Source organism: Deinococcus sp. NW-56, assembly GCF_002953415.1.
Classification (GTDB): Bacteria; Deinococcota; Deinococci; order Deinococcales; family Deinococcaceae; genus Deinococcus.
Map to the genome: position 1 here is coordinate 864,263 of NZ_CP026516.1, position 19,460 is coordinate 883,722.

Consider the following 19,460-nt stretch of genomic DNA (forward strand, 5'->3'; position numbering starts at 1 on the left):
GTGCTTGTCGCCTTGCAGGACGCCACCAAGGAATACGGCCCCCTCACTGTGCTGTCGGACATCACCTTCGCCGTGCAGCCCGGCGACCGGGTGGGGCTGGTGGGCCGCAATGGGGCGGGCAAGAGCACCCTGCTGCGCCTGCTGACGGGCGAGTTGAAGCCCGACGGCGGCACCGTGCGTCGGGCGCCAGGGGTGCGGGCGCGGGCCTTGCGGCAGGACCCCACCTTTCCTGGGGGCGCGACCGTGGATAGCGTGCTGGAGGCGGCCTTTCATGACCTCGACGCGCTGGAGGCCGAGCTGAGTCAGGCGGCGGAGGCGATGGCGAGCGGCACCCCCGAGAGCGTCCTGCACCACGAGGCCGTGCTGGAGCACTACGTCCGCCGGGGCGGCTTCGAGCGCCGCAGCCGCAAGGAGGCGGTGACGCTGGCCTTCGGCTTCCGGGGCCGCGAGCACGACCCGGTCGCCGGGCTCTCCGGCGGCGAGCGCACCCGCCTAGGCCTCGCCGCCCTGCTGGTGGAAAACCCCGACGTGCTGCTCCTCGACGAGCCCACCAACCACCTCGACATCGTGATGGTGGAGTGGCTGGAGGGCTTCCTCTCGCGCTATCCCGGCGCCGTGCTGGTGATCAGCCACGACCGCGCCTTCCTGGACGCCGTGACGAACGAGACCGCCTACCTGCGCGGCGGCGGGCTGAGCGTCTACAAGGGCGGGTACACGACCTTCCGCGAGACGCTGGCCGCCGAACAGGAGCAGCAGGCCGCGCAGCACGCGCAGGACGCCCGGCAGATCGCCTCTCTCCAGGCCAGCGCCGACCGCATGAAGATCTGGGGCCTGGGCATGAGCAAGCTCGCCCGCCGCGCGAAGGCGATGCAGGCCCGCGTGGACCGGATGCAGGCCCGTGCCACGAGCGCCCCACCCCCGGAGGAACGCACCACCCGCATCACCTTTCACGCGCCCGAGAGCGGCGACGTGGTGCTCGACGCCCGGCACCTCACCCGCCGTCTGGGGGGGCGCACCCTGTTCGAGGACGTGAACGTGCAACTGCGCCGGGGCGACCGGGTGGCGATCATCGGGCGCAACGGGGCGGGGAAGACGACCCTGCTGCGGGCCTTGCTGGGCATGGACCCCTCCGACGACCCGCGCGGGCGGGTGCTGACGGGTGCCCGCGTCAGCGTGGGCTACTACGACCAGGCCCTGCGCGGGGTGGACCCCTCCCAGACCCTCTACGACGTGGCCCGCGAGTACGTGCAAAAGGACTTCGAGGCCCACAACCTGCTGGGCACCTTTCTTTTTCCCTACGACCAGCACGACAAGCAGGCCCGCATTCTCTCGGGCGGCGAGCGGGCGCGGCTGGCGCTCTTGAAGCTCGCGCAGGAAGACCACAACCTCCTCGTCCTCGACGAGCCGACCAATCACCTCGACATGGAGATGGTGGAGGCGCTGGAGGACGCCCTGAGCGCCTACTCCGGCACCCTGCTCATGGTGAGCCACGACCGCGCCTTTATCGAGGGCCTGGCCGACCGCATCTGGCTGATCGAGGACGGCGTGTTCTACGAGTACCCCGGCTGGGCCGACTACCGCGAGAAGCACCGACCCGCTGTGGTGGAGGAAGTCAGGCCCACGTCAAAGCCAGTGTCTGCACCCGCTCCGAAGGGCAAGGGCCTGTGGCACCTCAAGCGCGAGGTCGAGGCGCTGGAAGCTGAGATTGCCCGGCTGGAGGCCGAGCTGGAGGAGGCCCAGGCCGCCCTCGCCGCCGCCCCTCCCGACGCCGATTTCGTGGCGCTGGGTCAGGCCGCGCACGACCTCGAAGTGCGTCTGGAAGCGAAGATGACCGCCTGGGGCGAGAAGCAGGCGGAGGTGGAGGCGCGGGGGGGTTGAGACTCGTCAGGTTGCTTTCACCTGTGCCCCCCACACTGCGGCCATGAAGCGTCTCGCCTCCCTTCTTCTGGCACTCGCCGTGAGCGCGGGGGCCAATTCCTACGTGCCCCCGCGCCCGCTGCTGATCGGCTCGGACTTTGGGAGCTACGGCTTCAAATTCCTGCCGCATGGAGTAAATGACGCCAACGCCAGTGCGCGGGAGAGCTGGGGCGAACTGTTCGTGTTGCAGCCTGACGGCACCCTGAGAACCCTCTGGAAGCGCAAGCTCGTGAACATCCCGAGCCGCGTCCTGATCAGCCCGCGCGGACAGGTGGTCACGCTCGACAACTGGGCGGGCTCCGGCAGCCCGAAGCACGCCGTGGTGATCTATGACCTGCAAGGCAAGGTGACGGCGGACCTCAAGTTCTCCGATGTGGTTCCCGCCCCGGACGCCTGCCCGCGCTGCCAGTCGATGGACGGTCCCTTCCTGAGCTGGGGTTACACGCCCAAATTCACCTTCTACGGCGAAGACGTACATCTGGCGTTGCGAAACCCCCAGGGAAAAGGCCCCAGCCTGAACCTCGTCACCGGGAAACTCAAGACGCTCTGGAACGGCCAGCCCCGTCCCTGACGGCCTTCACAACCCCGCCGGGTACGTGTCCGGCACTTCCCCTTCCTCCTCCACCCCGGAGGTCGTGTCCAGCGGCACCAGCGCCGTCGTCCGGTCGAAGTGCAGCAGGGCGTCGTACATGTGCGCCGGGCGGGTGTGGACATAGTGGCTCCAGCGCTCGGTCTCGGGGCGGTAGATCACGCCGATGAAGCGCTGAAGTTGCTCCTCGTCCAGCACGTCGGCCACCTCCGCCGCCCGCAGGTCCAGCCAGAAGTCGCCGCCGACCGCGTGCAGCCGCTCTTCCAGGCTGCCCTTCATGCCGGGCCGCACCCGCTTGAGCCGTGCGGGTTCGTCCCAGTCGTCCGAGGCGGTCACGCTCCCGTGGTGGGTGGTCTGCCCGAGGATAAAGGTGTCCAGGGGCCAGCGCTCGCGCACGAGCTGCCCGAGGTTGTGCTCGCCCCGTGCCCACCCCATCTCGCTCGCGCGGGCGTCCCCCAGGTGCGAGTTGTGTGCCCAGACCACGACCTTCTGCGGCCGACCCTGCGCCTCGCCGTGGTCGACCAGCGCGGCCAGCGTCTCGGCCATGTGCGAGTCGCGGATGTTCCACGATTCCTCGCGGCCCCGGAACATGGAACGGTAATAGCTCTCGGCGTTCTTGGCGAGGCGGGCGTTCTGCTCGGCGTAGAAGAGTTCGTCGCCCCCCAGCGGCCCGTGGGCGGGGTCCGGCTCGCGGCGCTGGAGTTCGAGCAGTTGCGCGACGGCGGCGTCCTCGCACGGTTCCTGGCGGCCGGACTCGGCCGCGTACCCGTAGGCCTGCGGGTTGTCCCCGAAGTGGTCGAAGCAGGCGTAGCGCTTCCGGGCGCGGCCCGCCGCCTCGGGGTCTACCCCTTCCAGATAACGCACCACCTCCGAGACCGAGCGGTGCAGGCTGTAGAGGTCGAGGCCATAAAAGCCCGCCTCCCGCCCCGGCTGCCGTGCGCCAAAGTCCCGCAGCCAGCGGGCGAACTCAGCCACGTCCTCGTTGCGCCACATCCAGCGGGGAAAGCGGGAAAAGTCGCTCAGGGCCTCTATCGCGTCGCCGTCTTCCCCCTGGCCGCGCACCCAGCGGTTGACTCGGTAGGCGTCGGGCCAGTCGGCTTCGACGGCGACGGCGGTAAAGCCCTTCTCCTCGATCAGGCGCCGGGTCAGCCGCGCCCGCTCGCGGTAGAACTCGTGGGTGCCGTGCGAGGCTTCCCCGATCAGGACGAAGCGGGCCTCCCCGATGCGCTCCAGCAGGGCGTCGTAGTCGTGGGAGGCGCCGGTCAGCGGCCGGGCGGCGGTCTGGAGGGGGTCGGTCATGGTCACTCCTGGGGGCGGGCGGCGCGGGTCAGGGCCTCGCGCACCTCGTCGTCGGTCGTCTGGGCGAAGTCGCGGTAGAACTGCCCCACCGCCATGAAGTCGGGCGGGGTATGGAGGCAGACCACCTCGTCGGCCTCGACTTCTAGGGCGCGGGCGGTCTCGGGTGGGGCGACGGGGACGGCGACGACGACGCGGGCGGGGGAGAGGGCACGCAGCGCCTGCAACCCCGCCCGCAGCGTTGCACCAGTCGCGATGCCGTCGTCCACAAGGAGGACGGTGCGCCCGGCAATAGGGGCAGGGGTGCGGCCCTCCCGGTACACCTGCTCCCGCCGGGCGAGTTCGGCGCGTTCGCGGGCCTCCACCGCTTCAATCGCGTCCGGCCTGACCCCCGCGCGGCGAATCAGGTCGCCATTCAGGTAGCGCACGCCCCCGGAGGCGACCGCGCCCATCGCCACTTCCTCGTAGCCGGGCACGCCCAATTTGCGGACCAGAAACACGTCGAGCGGGGATCCGAGTGCCCGCGCCACCTCCGCACCCACGGGCACGCCCCCACGTGGGAGGGCCAGAACGGTGGTGTTCGGCCAGGCACCCCGCTCGCGCAACCGGGCGGCGAGGTGCTCGCCCGCGTCCCGGCGGTTCAGGAAAGGGGGATAGGACATGTCGGACCTCGCCCCGATTCTGGGTTGGTCCTGCCCCGCGCGGCTACCCCAACTCGCTTTACCCGGCTGTGGAAGTGGACTCACGCGGGGCGCCCACAGGTGAGAGCCGCACGACAAAGGGTGCGGCGAGGTCGGCATTGTCCACCACTACGCCCGCGTGCCGCTCTGGGTCGGCCTCGCGGAAATACAGGCGATTCCCCTCCACGTAGCGCCGGTTGGACTCCGCGTGCGGGTCGGGCGAGCCGTACCCCGACCCCCGCGCCCCCCCACGCGGCACCGACACCTCGAAGGGGACGTGCAGGAAAATAGAATCGTCCGACACGTCCCGCAGTTCCGGGCGATGCAGAAAGAGGCCGTCGAGAATCAGGAGGCTGCCGGGAGGGGCGACCTCCTCCGATTGATGCACGGGTGAGTCGGTGGTGCGGTCGAAGATCGCCGTTCGGTAGCGCCCCGACCCACCCGGCCCCAGCGGGTCCAGCAGCGCCGACCGCAAGCCCGCGAGATCATAAGAATCCCGGTAGAACCCCCACGGCGAGGTGCGCCCCCGGCGGTAGCGCACGGCCCTGGGAACGTGAAAGCCGTCTATCGAGGCTCGAATGACGGTTTGGCCTCTCGCCTGCAGAACTTCGGCCAGCTCGTCCGCGAAGGTCGTCTTGCCCGCGCCGTCCACGCCGTCCACGGCCACGCGCAGGACGGGGGCGGGGGGCTGGGCTTCCAAGCGGTCAGCCAGACGGCGCAGCAGTTCGGTGCGGATGTTCACCCCCGCCCACGGCTTTCACGCCAGATCATTACTCCAGCTCCGATCAGGTACACCACGCTCAGCACCGCATTGAAGACCCAGGACTCGCCCGCCTGCCAGTCGTTGAACGTTTCCGAGGCCCTCACGATGCCGAGAATCAAGACCAGCAGGACCAGGGCAAGCTTCCAGCGGTCCCTCACAACTTCAGGTCACCCCTCTCCGTCACGTTCAGCCCCTGCGCCACGTCCCGCGCGGCGGTCTGGCGTTCGCGGTCGAGGTAGGTCTGCGCCTGCGAGACCTCGCGCCCCAGCACCTGAATGGTGTCCTTGAAGCGGTCGAGGGCCTGGGTACGGTAGGTGCTGATGGCGTCGAGCGCCCCGTACACCTCGCGGAAGGCCTGCTGGATGATCTGCGGGTCCACCGTCGCGCTGCCCGCCTGCCGCTGAATCTCGGTGGACTGCTGGCGCAGCAGGCTGGCGGTCGAGCCGATCATCTTGCCGGTGGTGTCGTTGATCGCGGTGACCTGCCCCAGCACCGCCTGCTGGGTGCCCAGCGCCTGCGCGACCATGATGGCGGTCCGCAGGGCACTCACCGTCGTGGTGGTCGCCCGGTCCACCCCCTTGATGAGTTCGAGGTTGTTGCGCCGCACGAGGTCGAGGGCGAGGTACCCCTGAATCGCCACCGCGAGCTGGGTCAGCAGGTCGGTCACGCGCTGGCGCACCGCGAACAGCAGTTCCTCGCGCACCACGCGGGCCTTTTCGGGGTCAGTCTGCTCCAACGTGTGCAGCCGCACGGTGAGCGCCTCGTCCACCGCCGTCCCCACGTGGGCGTACTGGCGCAGCTTCTGCATGGTTTCCCAGAGGTGGACCTTCTCCGTCTCGATGCTGGCGTTGTCGCGCCGCAGCTCGTCCTGCGAGCGGTAGAGCGTCTCCAGAATCGCGTTGAGGTGGCTCTGGGCGCTCTGGTAGCGGTCCATCGCGTTCACGGCCTTGCGCCCACCCGGCAGCTTACGCAGGAAGCCCCGCGCGGTGGGCGTGCGGCCGGGGTCGAGGTCTTCCACCGTGCGCCGCAGGTCGGTCAGGCCCTTCAGGATGTCGCTGCCCTCGGCGAGCGAGCCTGCCTTGGTCGCCCGCAGGGGCCGCTCCAGCATCCGGCTGGACACCTGCGCCGCCGCCCGCTGCTCCGGCACGCCGAGGTCATGCACCGCGTCGAGCTTGCGCTTGAAGTCGGGGCTGTGCGTTCCGGCGTGCAGCACGTCCTCCACAAAGGCCCGCGCCATCGCGTCGAGCCGGGTGCGGTCCTCGGGCGAGAGGGGCACCATGTCCGGGGCTTCCTGCGCCTTTACCGGGGCCACCGCCTCGGGCGCTTGCAGCAGGGCGTCGGGCGGAGTCAGGGGGCCGGGCTTGTCAGCACTCATGCCCATCAGTACGGCACAGGAGCGGGCGAGGTTGCATCGGGCGAAAGGCGGAGGGGGCAGCAAGCCAAAACCCCACCGGCCGGAGCGGGTGGGGTCGGGGAGGAGGGGGGAGGTCAGCGGGTCTGGTCGCCCGCCCCGCTCCCGAGTTGAACGGGGCGGCCCGCCGCATCCACAAGCTGCACGCGGGTAAAGGTCCCCGGCACCCGCACCAGTGTCCAGGGGCTGGTGATGGCCTGGGTGGTGATGCTGCCCTCGCCGGGCGCCCGGACCTCCACCGTCAGGGTCAGGGTTCCGTTCTGCACGCTGGCCCCGGTCACCCGGATGCCGTAGCCCCCGGTGGGCCGCTGTCCCAGGAAGACGGCGACCACAGTTTCGCCGGAGCGTAGGGCGGGGGCGGCGGGGACGCCCGTCTGGTTGCCGTAGGCGACCCGGTACAGGGCGTTCAGGCCCGCCTGGGTGCTGGCGACCTGCACGGCGGGAGTGAATGCGGCGGCGTTGGTGCCGCTGGCGAGTTCGGTGACGGTCACGCGGCCTGCGGCGGTGGGAGGCGTCACGGGAGCGGGGGTCGTCGGCGTGGGAGAAGGCGTGATCGGCGTCTCGGTCACCGTGCCAGTCGCACCGCCCGTCGCGTTCGCCGTGAACGTCACCACGCCCGTGGGCAGCCCCGCCTGGGTCAGCCGTTGCAGGACGGCGACCCGCTGCACGGCGGTGCCCACCGTCACGCGCAGGCGGCCCTGGGCCGGGTCGAGTTCCAGCGCGGTCAGGCCGGGCAGCCCCTGGAGCGCCGCCGCCGCCGCTTGAAGCTGGGCGGCCGTGTAGCCCGACGGATAGGTGGCCGCGCGCGGCGGCGTGGTCTGCACCGGGGTCGTCTGGCTGGGAGCGCTCAGCGGCGTGGCGGGAATGGCGTTGACGCCCTGCGCGGCGGCGAGGGTGCCCGCGCCCAGGGCCAGGGTCAGGAAGAAGGTCCGGGTCATGCCCCCAGCCTCTCCCGCGGGCGCTGACCGTGCATGAGCGCCCGTATACTCCCGTTCATGATTGATCCCGTCAGCTCGGCGCCGCTGGACGTGCGGGAGGTCGAACACCTCGCCCGCCTCGCGCGGCTGGACCTCACCCCGCAGGAGCAGGGCGCCCTGCGCAGCGACCTCGGCCGCATCCTGGGGTACTTCGAGCAGCTCCGCACGGTGGACACCACCGGGGTGGAGGAGATGCAGCGCCCCGTCTCCCTCGTCAACGTCCTGCGCGACGACGTGCCCGGTGAGGTCTTCGCGCCCGAGGTCGTGGCGGCCCTCGCTCCCGAGATGGAGGGTGGATTCATCCGCGTGCCGCGTACAGTGGAGACCGACTGATGTTGGACCTCAAATTCATCCGCGAAAACCCCGAAGCCGTTCGCCACGCCACCAAAGTCAAAGGAATAGACCTGGACCTGGACGAGCTGCTGAACCTCGACCGGGAGGTGGTCGCCTCGCGTCAGCGCGTGGAGGCCCTCCAGACCGAGCGCAACGCGAACGCCAAGCTGGTCCCCAAAGCGTCCCCCGACGAGCGCCCGGCCCTGATTCAGAAGGGCAAGGACCTCGGCGAAGAACTCAAGGCCCTGGAACCCGAGCTGCGCAGCGCCGAGGAGCGGCTGCGCGGGCTGCTGCTGCGGGTGCCCAACATCCCCCACCCGTCGGTCCCGGTGGGCAAGGACGACTCGGACAACGTGGAACTGCGCCGCGAGGGGCAACTGCCCGAGTTCGCCTTCACGCCGCTGGACCACGTTGAATTGCTGGAGCGTCAGGGCTGGAGCGACCCCGAGCGGGTGGCGCGGGTGTCGGGCAGCCGCTCGTACCTCCTCAAGGGCGACGCGGTGATGCTGGAGATGGCCGTGTTGATGTTCGCCGTGGACTTCCTGCGCGGGCGCGGCCTGACGCCCCTCTCGACCACCGCGCTGGTGCGCCCGGAGACCTTCGTGGGGTCGGGCCACTTCCCCGGCGGCGAGGACCAGGTGTACAAGGTGGAAGGCGACGAGCTGATGCTGGCCGGAACCGCCGAGGTGCCCGTGAACAGCCTGTACGCGGGCGAGCAGCTTTCCGCCGAGCAGCTTCCCCTCGCCTACGCCGCGATCAGCGCCGCCTTCCGCTCGGAGGCGGGCTCGGCGGGGCGCGACGTGCGCGGCCTGATCCGGGTCCACGAGTTCCGCAAGGTCGAACAGTACGTGCTGACGCGGGCCGACGAGGAAGAGGCGCTGGGCTGGTTCCGCACCATCCTGGAAAACGCCGAAGCGCTGTTGCGGGCGCTGGAGCTGCCCTACCGGGTCGTGCAGAACTGCACGGGCGACATGGGCGCGGGCAAGGTGCTGATGTACGACCTCGAAACCTGGGTGCCCAGCGAGGAAAAGTACCGCGAGACGCACTCCTGCTCGTACCTGGGCGACTGGCAGGCCCGCCGCACCGGCCTGCGCTACCGCGACGAGTCGGGACGGCTGGTGTACGCCCACACGCTGAACAACACCGGCATCGCCTCGCCGCGCATCCTCGTGCCCCTGCTCGAAAACCACCAGCAGGCTGATGGCACGGTGCGCGTGCCCGCCGCCCTGCGCCCCTACCTCGGCGGGCGTGAGGTGCTGGGCGTCCCCGTGCGGGAACTGGCGACGGCGTAAACGGAAGGAGCCGCGAGCCGGGGCCTCCTCTGCGGAAAGCCCCAGCCTTCGAGTACCATCGCAGGGTCCCGAAAGGGACGGGGCGCATGACAACCGGGGAAAGCGAGGGGGAACAACGAGACGGAGCGTGGAAGCGCCCGGACTCGTCCTCCGGGCGCTTCGGAAAGGGGGTGGTCGCTGTGGCTCGACACCACAAGCGTACCAAAAAACCCCGCTGGAGATCACTGAAGCCTGCTGAATTCGCCGCGATCCTCGTGGCGTTCGGCACGGCCCTCAGTGGGCTGGCGGCCCTGACTCAAGCCCTGAGATAAGCCCTCTCGGCCCCGGTTGCGCCTCTTTTCTTGTATCACGGCGGCGTCAGGTCAGGTGGCCTGGCCCTTTTTTGTATAGCTTGCCGGGCATGAAAGGGTGTTTGCGGTCGGCACTGGCGCTGGGTGCGTTGCTGGGTGGCGGGACTTTGGCGGGCGGTGTCGACACCCCAGTCTCCTGGCTGGGCCAGCGGATAGACGTGGCCCAGACGGCGTTTTGCAGGGCACAGGGGTGCGAGCTGGTGGAGGTGCGGGAGAACGCCCGCGATGTGGTGGGGGCATTCGACGGCACCCTCCGCCGCTACCGCCTGCGGAACGGCTGGACAATGGATGTCGGCGTGCGGCCCGCCGGGTGGGTCAGCAACGCGCGGCTGTACCTGGCCGCCCAGCCTGGTCCCATCGTCAGCACCGAACTCAACCCGCTGTCATCCCAGGGACACCGCGTGGCCGCCGAGTTCCTGACGGCCCTGACCGGGCGCCGCTTCAGCCCCAATGCCGTTGCCGTCTGCGAGAGACAGGAACTGGCCGAGTACAGCCGCGATCCGGTAAGGTTCCGCTCCACTCCCGGCCGCCTGCTCAGCCGCTGGACGACCCCGGCCGGGTTGCCCTACCGGGCGTGGTGTACGGCCGTGAACGAACCGGGTGTCCGTGCCGGGTGGCAGCAGGACTGAGCCTCTCCCATCCGCACCCGTTACCCTGGCCCGCATGGACATTCCGCGTGAGCTGCTGGAGCAGACGCAGGCCCGCTTTCTCCGCCGGGACCCCGAGCGGGCACAGACCTTGGAGCGGCTGAGCGTGGGTGGCCCCCTCGCCGCCGACACGGAGACGCGGGTGGAAGCCCGCCTGACCCGCCTGGGCGTGCCCCTCCCCGAGGCGCGGGCCGTGGCGGAAGGGCAGGCCGATGGGCTGGCGGTCGCCGCCCGGCTCCCCGAGGACACCCGGCTGCCGCTGGAGCGCGTGCTGGGCGCCAACGACCTTGTGGGCGTCGCCTACCTCGACCTCGCGCGGGCGGCGTCGCGGGCGGTGGGGCGCATCGTGCTGCGTGACAGCCGGGGCCGAACGCGCGGCTACGGGACAGGCTGGCTATGCGGCCCCGGTGCCCTGCTCACCAACCACCACGTGCTGGAGGACGCGGCCTCGGCCCGTACCGCCGCCGTCGAGTTCGACTACGAGCTGCGGCCCGACGGTACCCTGCGCGACCGGGTGACGCTGAACCTTGACCCAGACACCCTCTTCGTGACCTCGGAGGCGCTGGACTATTCGCTCGTCGCGGTAGGGGGCGACACGTCGGCCTTCGGGTGGCTGCCCCTCTTCGGCAGCGTGGGCAAGGTGCTGGTGGGCGAGGCGCTGAGCATCATCCAGCACCCCTCCGGCGAGCCCAAGCAGATCGCCCTGCGCGAGAACCGCCTCGTGGACCTGCTGCCCGACTTCCTGCACTACGAGACGGACACCGCGCCGGGGTCGAGCGGCAGCCCCGTGTTCAACGACGCCTGGGAGGTCGTGGCCCTGCACCACAGCGGCGTGCCGCGCAAGGATGCCCAGGGCCGCACCCTGCGCCGTGACGGCCAGCCCGTGCAGCCCGGCGACCAGGACACCCTGATCGACTGGATCGCCAACGAGGGCGTGCGAATCAGCCGCATCGTGGAGGACCTGCGGGCACGGGCGGAGGGGGCCTCCAGTCCCCTGCTGGCAGGCGTGCTGTCGGCCCAGCGGCCCTCCGTGGCGACCGAGCGGCAGAGCGCCGGGGCTGCCCCCGTCCTCGACCTCGGCAGCGTGACCGTGGGGGCAGACGGGGTGGCGACCGTGCCCGTCACCCTGCGGTTGCGGGTGGGGGGCGGGGAGGTAGGCCGCCCGGCTCCGGCCCCCTCCCGCCCGTACCTCGACCCGGCGGATGCGGAGAAGGCAGCGGCGTACTACGCCGGGCTGCCGGAGGGCGGCACTCCCCAGGCCCGCTTTCAGGCCCTCTCCGAGCTGGTGACGGGCACCCACACGCGCACAGTGGGCTACGACCCCGCCGACGAACTCTACCCCTGGGTGGACCTCTGGCCGGACGGGAAGCTGCGCAGCCTCTACTCGGCCCGCGAGCATGTACCCGAGGAATTCATCGCCGCCGACCGCGCCGCACAGGAGCGCCGTGTGGCCCTGGCCGCCCGCGAGGGGCTGGACACGGAGGCGCTGGAAGGGGCGCTGCCCTACAACTGCGAGCATGTGGTGCCGCAGTCGTGGTTCGGCAAACGTGAACCCATGCGCGGGGACCTGCACCACCTCTTCGCGTGTGAGCCGGACTGCAACTCGTTCCGGGGCAATACCCCCTACTTCGACTTTCCCGACTACGGCGAGGCCCTGCGCAGCGACTGCGGGCGGCGCGAGCCCGGCGAGTTCGAGCCCGCGCACGGCAAGGGGGCGGCGGCCCGCGCGACCCTCTACTTCCTGCTGCGCTACCCCGGCGTGGTGCGGCAATACGCGGAGCGGCACCTCCAGACCCTGCTCGCGTGGCACGCCGCCGACCCGCCCGGCGACTGGGAGCGGCACCGCAACGCGGCCATCTTCGAGCGGCAGGGGAACCGCAACCCCCTGATCGACTGCCCGGACTGGGCGGCGGGGGTGGCTTTCAGCGAGGGGCTGGGACGGTAGCGGGCAGGGGCTGCGCGGGAGTGGTCCGCTCCTGAAACACGAGCAGGTCGAAGTCGGACAGGGGCCGGGCCAGCTCGAAGACCTGCGGCTCCCGCCGCGCCCAGTCTGGCCCATACTGCCCGCCCAGAAAACGCCGGGGGCCGGGGTGGGGATGGTCGCGGGTGTCGTGCAGCCCATCCCCCCGCCCCATGAAGAGGGCTTCCGAGTGGTGAGCGGCGGGTGGTCCCACCGGGAGGTCGGCCAGCGGCTTCGGGTGACCCGGCGCGTCGTGGTCGCGGGCTCGGAAGGTGCCTTCCCCCATCAGCATCCCGACCGCGAGGTACGCCGGGCCAAGCTGTTCGCGCAGCACGAATCCGGCGGCGGGCGAGCCGTGGAAGTCGGGATTGACGGCCACATGCTCGTTGTGTGCCCAGAAGACGGTCAGGCCGCCTTTCTCCAGCCCCTCCTCCAGCAGCGTCTGCGCCATGAAGCGGTCGCGCAGGCCCAGGCGGGTGTAGCCCGCCTCCAGCAGGTAGGCGTCCACATAGCGCCGGGCGTTGCGGGCGAGGCGGCGGCGCTCTGGGTGGGGTTCGACTGCCTCCACCTCGCGCAGCACTTCATAAAGTTCGCGGGCCTCCTGACTTCCAGCCTCCACCCGGCCCCGTGCGGTCAGCCCGGCGAGTGCAGGGTGCGCGTGTCCGGCGGCGATAAGTTCGGCGACTCCCCGGTACGGCTCTTGCACGTCCACTCCGACGAAGCGGACCTGCCGGTCTCCCTGCTGAGACAGGTTCCAGTCGCGCAGTTCGGTCAACGCGGCCAGAATCTCCCGCGTTTCCCAGGTCCAGAAGCGCTGGGCAAGGAGGGCAGCTTCCAGGTCGCCTTCCCCACGCAGGGCTGCATCCAGCAGGCGGCCAGTGGCAAAGCCGCATTCCCAGGCCAAGACGCGCAGGCGCCCGGACTGGGCCAGGGCCAGGAGGACCTCACCCTTCCACTGGAACGCTTCGGCGGTGCCGTGGGTGGGTTCCCCCAGGCCCAGCACCTGCACACCCTCCAGTCGGCTCAGCGGGGCGGAGAGGGGCGGTGGGGAGTTTCCGGGCAGTGGGCACATGGCGCCCAGCCTAGCCGCCGACCCGCTACCCTACCCCCATGACCCGCCCCCCCACCTCCAGCCGCACCGACAAGGGCGTGCGCGGCTTCGACCTCGACCTGCACGTCGCCTTTGCCCACGCCCTCCCGCGTGAGCAGGCGCTTGCGGTGCTCGCCGCCGCCGAGGGCTTCACAGTGGACCTTTACGCCCGGCACGACGAGCCCGGCGCCCCGGTGCCGTCGGCCCGCCTGACCGGTCCCCTGCGCGACCCAGAGGCGCTGCGGGCAGTGCTCGCCGCCTGGCTGCACGGCGAGGCCCGCACCGTGGAGGTCGGCCTGCACGGCTACCTGCGCTCCTCGACCGGGCAGACCGAGTGGGTCCCCTGGCGACGCAATGTGGTGCTGCCCCGCACCGAGGTGGAGCGGGTGCTGTTCGAGGAAGGCGTGAAGTACGTGCTGGAGTGACCCTGCCCGCAACAGGGTCAGGCGCTCAGCGGCAGCACCAGCGCCCGCGCCTTGACGGTGCCATCCGCTTCCCGGTGCAGCACGAAGACATTCAGCCGCACGTCGGGCCGCAGCAGGTAGGGCAGCAGGGTGGTGTCGAGCGTCCGCAGCGCCCGCACGCCGTGGGCCTCGGCCTCGGCGGGGGGCAGGCCGCGCAGGACCAGCACCGCCCGATCTCCGCTCCGGCTGCGCCACAGGTCGGCGCTTCCCAGGCGGTCGACGCCGTGGTGGTCGCGGTATTCGAAGGGGTGGGCCTGCCGGACAAGCTGCATCGTGAAATCACACTCCAGGGAAAAAGGGGGGGAGAAGTCGCCCGCCGCGTGGGGTCACGCGGTCGGGGGCGGATGGCCGGGGGAGGCCACGACGCTGGGGTACCCCCCCAGGGTACCGGCGGGGGGTGGGGGCGGGCGAGTGGCCTTTGTCCCGTCGCTTCCTCTGGTTGCCGTCCAATCCGTTGTTGAACCAGGGAGGCACCGGTTCGACCACTCCCTCTCTGCTCCACGGGTCCGCTCGGGTGGACCAGTTGGAGTCCCTGTTGGGCCGGAATTCATCTAACCGGGGCGCAGTCTGGCTCACGGTCCGGTGGGAAGGGGGGACGGCAGAATGGCGCGGTGACCCCACCCCATTCCGCGACGGGCGGCGTGCCGGAGATGCTGCGCGAGTACCAGGGCTACGTGCTGGCCCACCGCCTGCGCCGGGCGGTCGGGGGGCGGGTGGCCCCGGCGGGGGAGGTGCTCACGCTGGCGGGTTACGCGGCGCGGCGGATCGAGCGGCAGGACCTCGCCCGGCGGCTGGTGCGCGGCGAACTGCCGCCGGGGGGGATGGGGAAGCTCGACGCCCTCTCCGGCGAGCTGATGTTCGGCTTCTGGCTCAATCCGGCGGAAGTGGCGGCCTTTCTGCGGGCGGCACTGCGGCAGGGCGGGCATCCGGCGCTGGGCGACCCCCACGCCTTTGCCGACCTGCTCAGCCCGGAGGAGCGCGAGCGGCTGGGTGAGACGGGCGTGCGGCTGGTGTGCGCCCACCACCTGAGCTGCCTGACCCTGGCCGCGCCCATGCTGGACCCCGACGCGCTCGCGGGCGTCTGGGCGCGGGTGGAGGCGACCACGCCGCCCCTCTTCGTGGACGAACTTGCCCGGTCAGGGCAGGCGGGATGACGCGGAGGGCAGGGTGACGGGACTGGGCGACCTGCTGCGGGCGCTGCTGCCCCGCCCCTGCCCCGGCTGCGAGGCGCAACTGGGCCGCGAGCGCGGGCTGTGCCCGGCCTGTCGCGCCACGCTCACGCCGCGCGTGGAGACTTACTCGCCCCTCTCGTCCCGGCCCACCCCCCACCTCGTCACCCTGGGGCCGTACCGGGGCGTCTCCCGCCGGGCCGTGCGGGCGCTGAAGTTCGGCGGGGCACGGGACCTCGCGGGGGCGCTGGGGGAGAGGGTGGCGGCGGGCGTGCCGCCGGAGTGGGGGGTGCGGGCGGTCGTCCCCGTCCCCCTCCATTCTTCCCGCGAGCGTGAACGGGGCTTCAACCAGGCCGAGTTGCTGGGTCAGGCGGTCGCCGCGGAGCTGGGCGTTCCCTGCGTCCCTGCCCTGCGCCGCACCCGTGCCACGGCTCAGCAGGCCCGGCTGCACGCGGCCGAGCGTGGGGCCAACCTTGCTGGGGCGTTTCAGGCCGATACGCGGCGGCTCCCGGCTGGCCCAGTCCTTCTGCTGGATGACGTGCTGACCACTGGCCATACCTTGTTGGCCTGCCGCGACGCCTTGCACGCGGCGGGCGCGGGGCGGGTCTATTTCGCGGTCGTCGCCCGCTGAGGCCAGGATCAAGGTCCGCCTCACCTGCCCAGCCCCCTGACCCCTCACCCTGGGGCATGACCCGCAACACGGATCCGCAGGACCACAGCAACTCCAACGACGGCAAGGGGCAGGGCAAGCGCAACCCCGGCGGCAACAAGCCCAGCGCCGACGACAAGAACGGCGACGGCCGTCGCAACGGCAGCGAGAGCGGCGGCGGCAAGACGAACAAGAAGGATTCCTGATCCTCCCCACAGGCGCGGCACTCACCTTGGCCCCTTAGGGTGACCGCATGAAGCGTGTCCTGCTCCTCTCATTGCTCGTCACCCTGCCCGCCACAGCGGCGGCCCAGACCCTCAAGGCCGTGGACGACAAGCGCCTGCCCTTTACCGTTCAGTTGCCCCAGGACTGGTACGGCTTTCAGGCGGAAGACGGTGCCCAGGGCATCAGCGTGGTGTCCGCGCAAAAGCCGCCCGCCACCCTGATGCGCTTCCTGTTTCTGAACAAGGGTGGCAAGAACGTCGACCTCGGCACCGAGTTCCGCAACTTCGAGGCGGGGGTCAAGGGGACAGGCGGAAGCCTCCGCCTGATCGGTGGCAAGAACAGCACGTACGGCGGTGTGCGCGGGGCCGAGCGTGTCTATGCCCTCAAGCACAGTGGTGGCGAACTGCGGATGCGGGTGTGGTTCGGCAACGGCTCGAAAAACCTTTACTCCTTCCAGGTCACGGACAGCGCCGCCCGCTTCGCGAAGAGTGACGCCCTCTTCAAGCGGGTGCTGGGCACCGTGCGCTTCCGGTAAGCGCCGTGCGCCGCCTGCTCGCGTGTCTGGGGCTGGCCCTGCTGGGGATGGCCGGGGCCGGAAATCGGCTGGACGTGGAGCGGGTCGCCTTTTCCCCGGACGGCACCCGCGCCCTTGTCGTGGAGGCCGGGAGTCTGGACGGCAGCGGCTTCGGGGCCGCCCGGCTGTGGGTGCTCAGCACGACCACGGGGGCAGTGCTGCGCCGCGCCCAGGCCCAGGCGGACTCGCCCGACCCGGCCCCGGTCGTGGCCCGGCTGCTGCGGCAGGAGGCGGGCGTGCTGAAGTTGCACGCCCTGAACCCCGTGCGGGTGGCCCGGCCCGTCTACGCCCGGACTTTCCCGGTGATGGCCCCGGTCTGGACCGAGGGGGTGGAGGCGGGCACCGCCCTGATTCGCCCTATTCGGCTCTGGAGCGTTCCGGTGCCCGTCAGCCTGAGCGTGCGCCCGGTGGGGTCGAGCTGCCGCTGGGGTGAGCTGTTGCCGACCGGGGAAGGGCCTGCTGGATTCACCCTGACCGTGCGTGATCAGGTCATTCACAGCGACCGCACGCTTCCGCCGGGGCGCGAATGCGCCGCCCGTTATGCCCTCGACCGCGCTTACGTGCAGGGCAACCGCGCGGTCTTCATCGTGCGGGCCTACACGCCGGGCTTTGAGGGGCCGAACGCGGACGTGGTGCCGGTAGCGGCGCGGCTGCGGTAAGAGCAAAAGGGAGGGGGGCGCGGGAGAGACACTCCGCGCCCCCTTCCCCTTACACCTGTCCCGCCACATGCTGCATGATCGCCCGCACCGCGTCCAGCTCGTCCTTGTTGACCGAGTGCCCCAGTCCCGGATACACCCGGTCGTCCACCGCCGCCCCCCGCGAGCGCAGGTGCGCGGCGCTCTCCTGGAAGCGCGAGAGGGGGATGTGGGCGTCGTCGGGGGCCACGCCCATAAAGACCGGGACCCCCGACAGGTCGCCCTCTTGGTCGAGCGTGATCAGCCCGCCGCTGAGGGCCACCACGCCCCCCAGGGGCCGCCCGGAACGGCTGGCGTACTCCAGCGCGAGGCAGGCGCCCTGCGAGAAGCCGCCCAGCACCACCTTCTGCGGCGGAATGCCCTGACGCTCCAGCTCGGTCAGCACCGCGTCCACCGTCGCCAGCGCCCGGTCGAGGTGAGGCTGGTTCTGCTCCACCGGGGCCAGGAAGGACAGCGGATACCACGTGTTTCCCGGCGCCTGCGGAGCGAGGTAGGCGAAGGCGCTGAGGTTGAGTTCGTCCGCAAGGCCCAGGATGTCCGGGGCCGTTCCCCCCCGCCCGTGGAGCAGCACCGCCGCCACCCGCGCTTCCCCGAGGGGCCGCCCGGCGGTATGCACTTCGATGCCTGTCTCGCCCGACTCGGTGACGGGCGCGGCGGCGCTCAGGTCGCGGGACCCCAGCGTGTTGCCGTACTCGCGGTTCACGATTTTCGGCACGTGCGCCTCGATGGTCGCGCGGCGGTCTTCGTACCACGCGGGGAGCTTGAGGTGCTTGCCCAATTCCTCCACCGGCTCGTCGTCGGGGAAGCCGGGCGCGTCGGTGGCGATCTCGAACAGCACGCCGTTCGGTTCGCGGAAGTAGATGGAGTGGAAGTACTGGCGGTCCTGCACAGGCGTGGGTCGGTAGCCGACTTCCGTCAGGCCCGTCAGGTACGCCTCCTGCTCGGCGTCATCACGGGTCCGCAGGGCGACGTGGTGGATACTGCCCGCGCCGAAGGTGCCGCGCGGCTTTCCGGGCCGCTCCACCACGTCCACGTACAGCCCCACGCCGTCGCCGCTGCCCCGGAAACGGGTGCGGGTACCCTCGGGGTCGGCCTCGCTTCCGGCCTCCGTGAAGCCCAGGTGCCCCACCAGCAACTCGCGCACCGCGCCCGTGTCGCGCACCCAGGCGGTCACCGAATGGAAGCCGCGCAGTTCATGCTCGGCGGGGACCGGGCTGGCGGGCCAGGGCTGCACGGCCCCGCCGTCCTCGAACACCAGTTCCACCCAGGTGCCGTCGGGGTCTTCCACCGTCAGGACGGGCTGCCCGAAGCGTTCCGAGCGGGTCGGCGCGAAGCCCTGCTCGCGCAACCGGGTCTCCCAGTACCCTTCGCTCCCGCGCGGGGCGCTGTAGGCGGTCGCCACCACCTCGCCGTTGCCGCGCACGCCCTTTTTCGCGCCGGGCCAGGGAAAGTGGGTCATGATCGTGCCCGGCTGCCCGGTCAGGTCGCCGTAGTAGAGGTGGTAGGTGCCGGGGTCGTCGAAGTTGACCGTCACCTTGACCAGCCGCTGCCCCAGCGTCTGCGAGTAGAAGTCGATGTTGCGCTGCGGGTCCGAGGCCATCACCGTGACGTGATGCAGGCCCTGGACGGGGCTGGTGCCGGGAATGGGGGAGAACGTCGTCATGCCCTCAGTATAGTTCAATGTTGAACGATTCTGGGTGGGCCGGGTTGGGTTTGGGTGGAGGAGGGAGTCAGCGCCGGGCGGCTGGCGTCAATTCGGCGGCCTCGCCCATCAGGGAGCGCCCCAGCTTGCGGGAGAGGGCCGCGAGTTGACCGAGTTCGTCGGGGGTAAGTCCGGCGAAGACCTCGCGGATACCGCGCACATGGTCCGGCAGCACCCGCGTGATCAGGGCCTCGCCTGCTTCGGTCAGGAAGACGTTGGTCACCCGGCGGTCGTGGGCGTCGCGCTCGCGGCGCACCAGCCCGTCGCGCTCCAGATTGTCGATCACCAGCGTGAGGTTGCCGCTGGAGCGCAGAATCTTCTCCGCGAGCTGGCGCTGGCTGAGCGGCCCGAGGTGGTACAGGGCTTCGAGGACCCCGAACTGGCTCACCGTCAGGCCGTGCTCCGCGAGGTGCCGGTGCGCCGTCGTCTCGACCGCGTGCGCGGCCCGCCACAGCTTGATGTAGGCGTCGAGCGCGGCGCGGTCTTCGGGGGTTCCAGCATAACGGGTGGGCATCTCCCCGCCATGGTCGCGCGGGGAGGGTGGGAGCGCAAGGGCGGGTGGCTTCCGGGGTGGAATGACAGGAACACCCCTCTCCCCTCGGAGAGGGTTGTTTGACCCCTCTACCATGGGGAGACTCGTATGAGCTGCTTGCAGAGGGGCGCTGCGAAGCAGCGGG

At 70.9% G+C, this 19,460-nt stretch carries 22 protein-coding genes; 12 read left to right on the forward strand and 10 right to left on the reverse strand.

The window, feature by feature from the left end:
- Both C3K08_RS04405 and C3K08_RS04410 read left to right on the forward strand, forming a co-directional pair.
- Positions 1-1,878: an ABC-F family ATP-binding cassette domain-containing protein gene (locus C3K08_RS04405; protein WP_104990201.1), complete on the forward strand. Its 1,878-nt coding sequence runs from the start codon at positions 1-3 to the stop codon at positions 1,876-1,878.
- Positions 1,879-1,921: 43 nt separating this feature from the next.
- Entirely contained in the window at positions 1,922-2,488 is a 567-nt protein-coding gene (locus C3K08_RS04410) for a hypothetical protein (protein ID WP_104990202.1), read from the forward strand.
- Between the two features lie 6 nt (positions 2,489-2,494).
- On the opposite strand, the gene C3K08_RS04415 is transcribed toward C3K08_RS04410, so the two are convergent.
- The 6 genes from C3K08_RS04415 to C3K08_RS04440 all read right to left on the reverse strand — a co-directional run bounded on the left by C3K08_RS04415 (position 2,495) and on the right by C3K08_RS04440 (position 7,594).
- The gene (locus C3K08_RS04415) at positions 2,495-3,805 is read right to left on the reverse strand and encodes an erythromycin esterase family protein (RefSeq protein WP_104990203.1); all 1,311 of its coding nucleotides are present in this window, start codon (positions 3,803-3,805) and stop codon (positions 2,495-2,497) included.
- 2 nt (positions 3,806-3,807) lie between these two features.
- Positions 3,808-4,464, reverse strand: a complete 657-nt coding sequence (locus C3K08_RS04420) for a phosphoribosyltransferase (RefSeq protein WP_104990204.1) — start codon at positions 4,462-4,464, stop codon at positions 3,808-3,810.
- Between the two features lie 58 nt (positions 4,465-4,522).
- Positions 4,523-5,224: a uridine kinase gene (locus C3K08_RS04425; protein ID WP_158679845.1), complete on the reverse strand. Its 702-nt coding sequence runs from the start codon at positions 5,222-5,224 to the stop codon at positions 4,523-4,525.
- Positions 5,221-5,403 (reverse strand): hypothetical protein, encoded by a 183-nt coding sequence (locus tag C3K08_RS04430; protein WP_104990205.1) that lies wholly within the window; start codon positions 5,401-5,403, stop codon positions 5,221-5,223. The genes C3K08_RS04425 and C3K08_RS04430 overlap by 4 nt, the downstream gene beginning before the upstream one ends.
- Complete coding sequence (locus C3K08_RS04435) at positions 5,400-6,620, reverse strand: toxic anion resistance protein (RefSeq protein WP_104991914.1); 1,221 nt, start codon at positions 6,618-6,620, stop codon at positions 5,400-5,402. The genes C3K08_RS04430 and C3K08_RS04435 overlap by 4 nt, the downstream gene beginning before the upstream one ends.
- Before the next feature lie 113 nt (positions 6,621-6,733).
- A complete protein-coding gene (locus tag C3K08_RS04440; RefSeq protein WP_104990206.1) occupies positions 6,734-7,594 on the reverse strand; it encodes a protease complex subunit PrcB family protein in 861 nt (286 codons plus the stop codon).
- Between the two features lie 57 nt (positions 7,595-7,651).
- Here C3K08_RS04440 and gatC point away from each other — a divergent pair, with 57 nt between their 5' ends.
- The 4 genes from gatC (at position 7,652) to C3K08_RS04460 (ending at position 12,200) form a co-directional block, all read left to right on the forward strand.
- Positions 7,652-7,966: an Asp-tRNA(Asn)/Glu-tRNA(Gln) amidotransferase subunit GatC gene (gene gatC, locus C3K08_RS04445; protein ID WP_104990207.1), complete on the forward strand. Its 315-nt coding sequence runs from the start codon at positions 7,652-7,654 to the stop codon at positions 7,964-7,966.
- Positions 7,966-9,258, forward strand: coding sequence for a serine--tRNA ligase (serS, locus tag C3K08_RS04450; protein WP_104990208.1), 1,293 nt, complete (start codon positions 7,966-7,968; stop codon positions 9,256-9,258). Before gatC ends, serS begins: the two co-directional genes overlap by 1 nt.
- A gap of 400 nt (positions 9,259-9,658) precedes the next feature.
- A complete protein-coding gene (locus C3K08_RS04455; protein WP_104990209.1) occupies positions 9,659-10,237 on the forward strand; it encodes a hypothetical protein in 579 nt (192 codons plus the stop codon).
- A 34-nt stretch (positions 10,238-10,271) separates the two neighbouring features.
- Complete coding sequence (locus C3K08_RS04460; protein WP_104990210.1) at positions 10,272-12,200, forward strand: endonuclease; 1,929 nt, start codon at positions 10,272-10,274, stop codon at positions 12,198-12,200.
- Here the strand turns inward: C3K08_RS04460 and C3K08_RS04465 are convergent.
- Positions 12,178-13,287, reverse strand: a complete 1,110-nt coding sequence (locus tag C3K08_RS04465; protein WP_104990211.1) for an erythromycin esterase family protein — start codon at positions 13,285-13,287, stop codon at positions 12,178-12,180. The genes C3K08_RS04460 and C3K08_RS04465 overlap by 23 nt on opposite strands.
- Positions 13,288-13,325: 38 nt before the next feature.
- Between C3K08_RS04465 and C3K08_RS04470 the strand changes: the two genes are divergently transcribed.
- Positions 13,326-13,730 (forward strand): hypothetical protein, encoded by a 405-nt coding sequence (locus tag C3K08_RS04470; RefSeq protein WP_104990212.1) that lies wholly within the window; start codon positions 13,326-13,328, stop codon positions 13,728-13,730.
- Between the two features lie 17 nt (positions 13,731-13,747).
- Here C3K08_RS04470 and C3K08_RS04475 read toward each other — a convergent pair whose 3' ends face one another.
- Positions 13,748-14,041 (reverse strand): hypothetical protein, encoded by a 294-nt coding sequence (locus C3K08_RS04475; RefSeq protein WP_104990213.1) that lies wholly within the window; start codon positions 14,039-14,041, stop codon positions 13,748-13,750.
- Positions 14,042-14,380: 339 nt separating this feature from the next.
- Between C3K08_RS04475 and C3K08_RS04480 the strand changes: the two genes are divergently transcribed.
- Genes C3K08_RS04480 through C3K08_RS04495 form a run of 5 tightly spaced genes read left to right on the forward strand, consistent with a single transcriptional unit; the run spans position 14,381 to position 17,045 of the window.
- Entirely contained in the window at positions 14,381-14,923 is a 543-nt protein-coding gene (locus C3K08_RS04480) for a hypothetical protein (protein WP_369848473.1), read from the forward strand.
- 22 nt (positions 14,924-14,945) lie between these two features.
- Positions 14,946-15,569, forward strand: coding sequence for a ComF family protein (locus C3K08_RS04485; RefSeq protein ID WP_104991916.1), 624 nt, complete (start codon positions 14,946-14,948; stop codon positions 15,567-15,569).
- A 56-nt stretch (positions 15,570-15,625) separates the two neighbouring features.
- Positions 15,626-15,793, forward strand: coding sequence for a hypothetical protein (locus tag C3K08_RS18240; RefSeq protein WP_199776993.1), 168 nt, complete (start codon positions 15,626-15,628; stop codon positions 15,791-15,793).
- A 47-nt stretch (positions 15,794-15,840) separates the two neighbouring features.
- Positions 15,841-16,347 (forward strand): hypothetical protein, encoded by a 507-nt coding sequence (locus tag C3K08_RS04490; RefSeq protein ID WP_104990214.1) that lies wholly within the window; start codon positions 15,841-15,843, stop codon positions 16,345-16,347.
- A gap of 5 nt (positions 16,348-16,352) precedes the next feature.
- On the forward strand, positions 16,353-17,045 hold the full coding sequence (locus C3K08_RS04495) for a DUF2259 domain-containing protein (protein ID WP_234009161.1): 693 nt from the start codon (positions 16,353-16,355) through the stop codon (positions 17,043-17,045).
- Positions 17,046-17,094: 49 nt separating this feature from the next.
- Here the strand turns inward: C3K08_RS04495 and C3K08_RS04500 are convergent, their stop codons facing one another.
- Both C3K08_RS04500 and C3K08_RS04505 read right to left on the reverse strand, forming a co-directional pair.
- Positions 17,095-18,744, reverse strand: coding sequence for a VOC family protein (locus C3K08_RS04500; RefSeq protein ID WP_104990215.1), 1,650 nt, complete (start codon positions 18,742-18,744; stop codon positions 17,095-17,097).
- A gap of 67 nt (positions 18,745-18,811) precedes the next feature.
- Entirely contained in the window at positions 18,812-19,297 is a 486-nt protein-coding gene (locus C3K08_RS04505) for a MarR family winged helix-turn-helix transcriptional regulator (RefSeq protein ID WP_104990216.1), read from the reverse strand.
- Between the last annotated feature and the right edge of the window lie 163 nt (positions 19,298-19,460).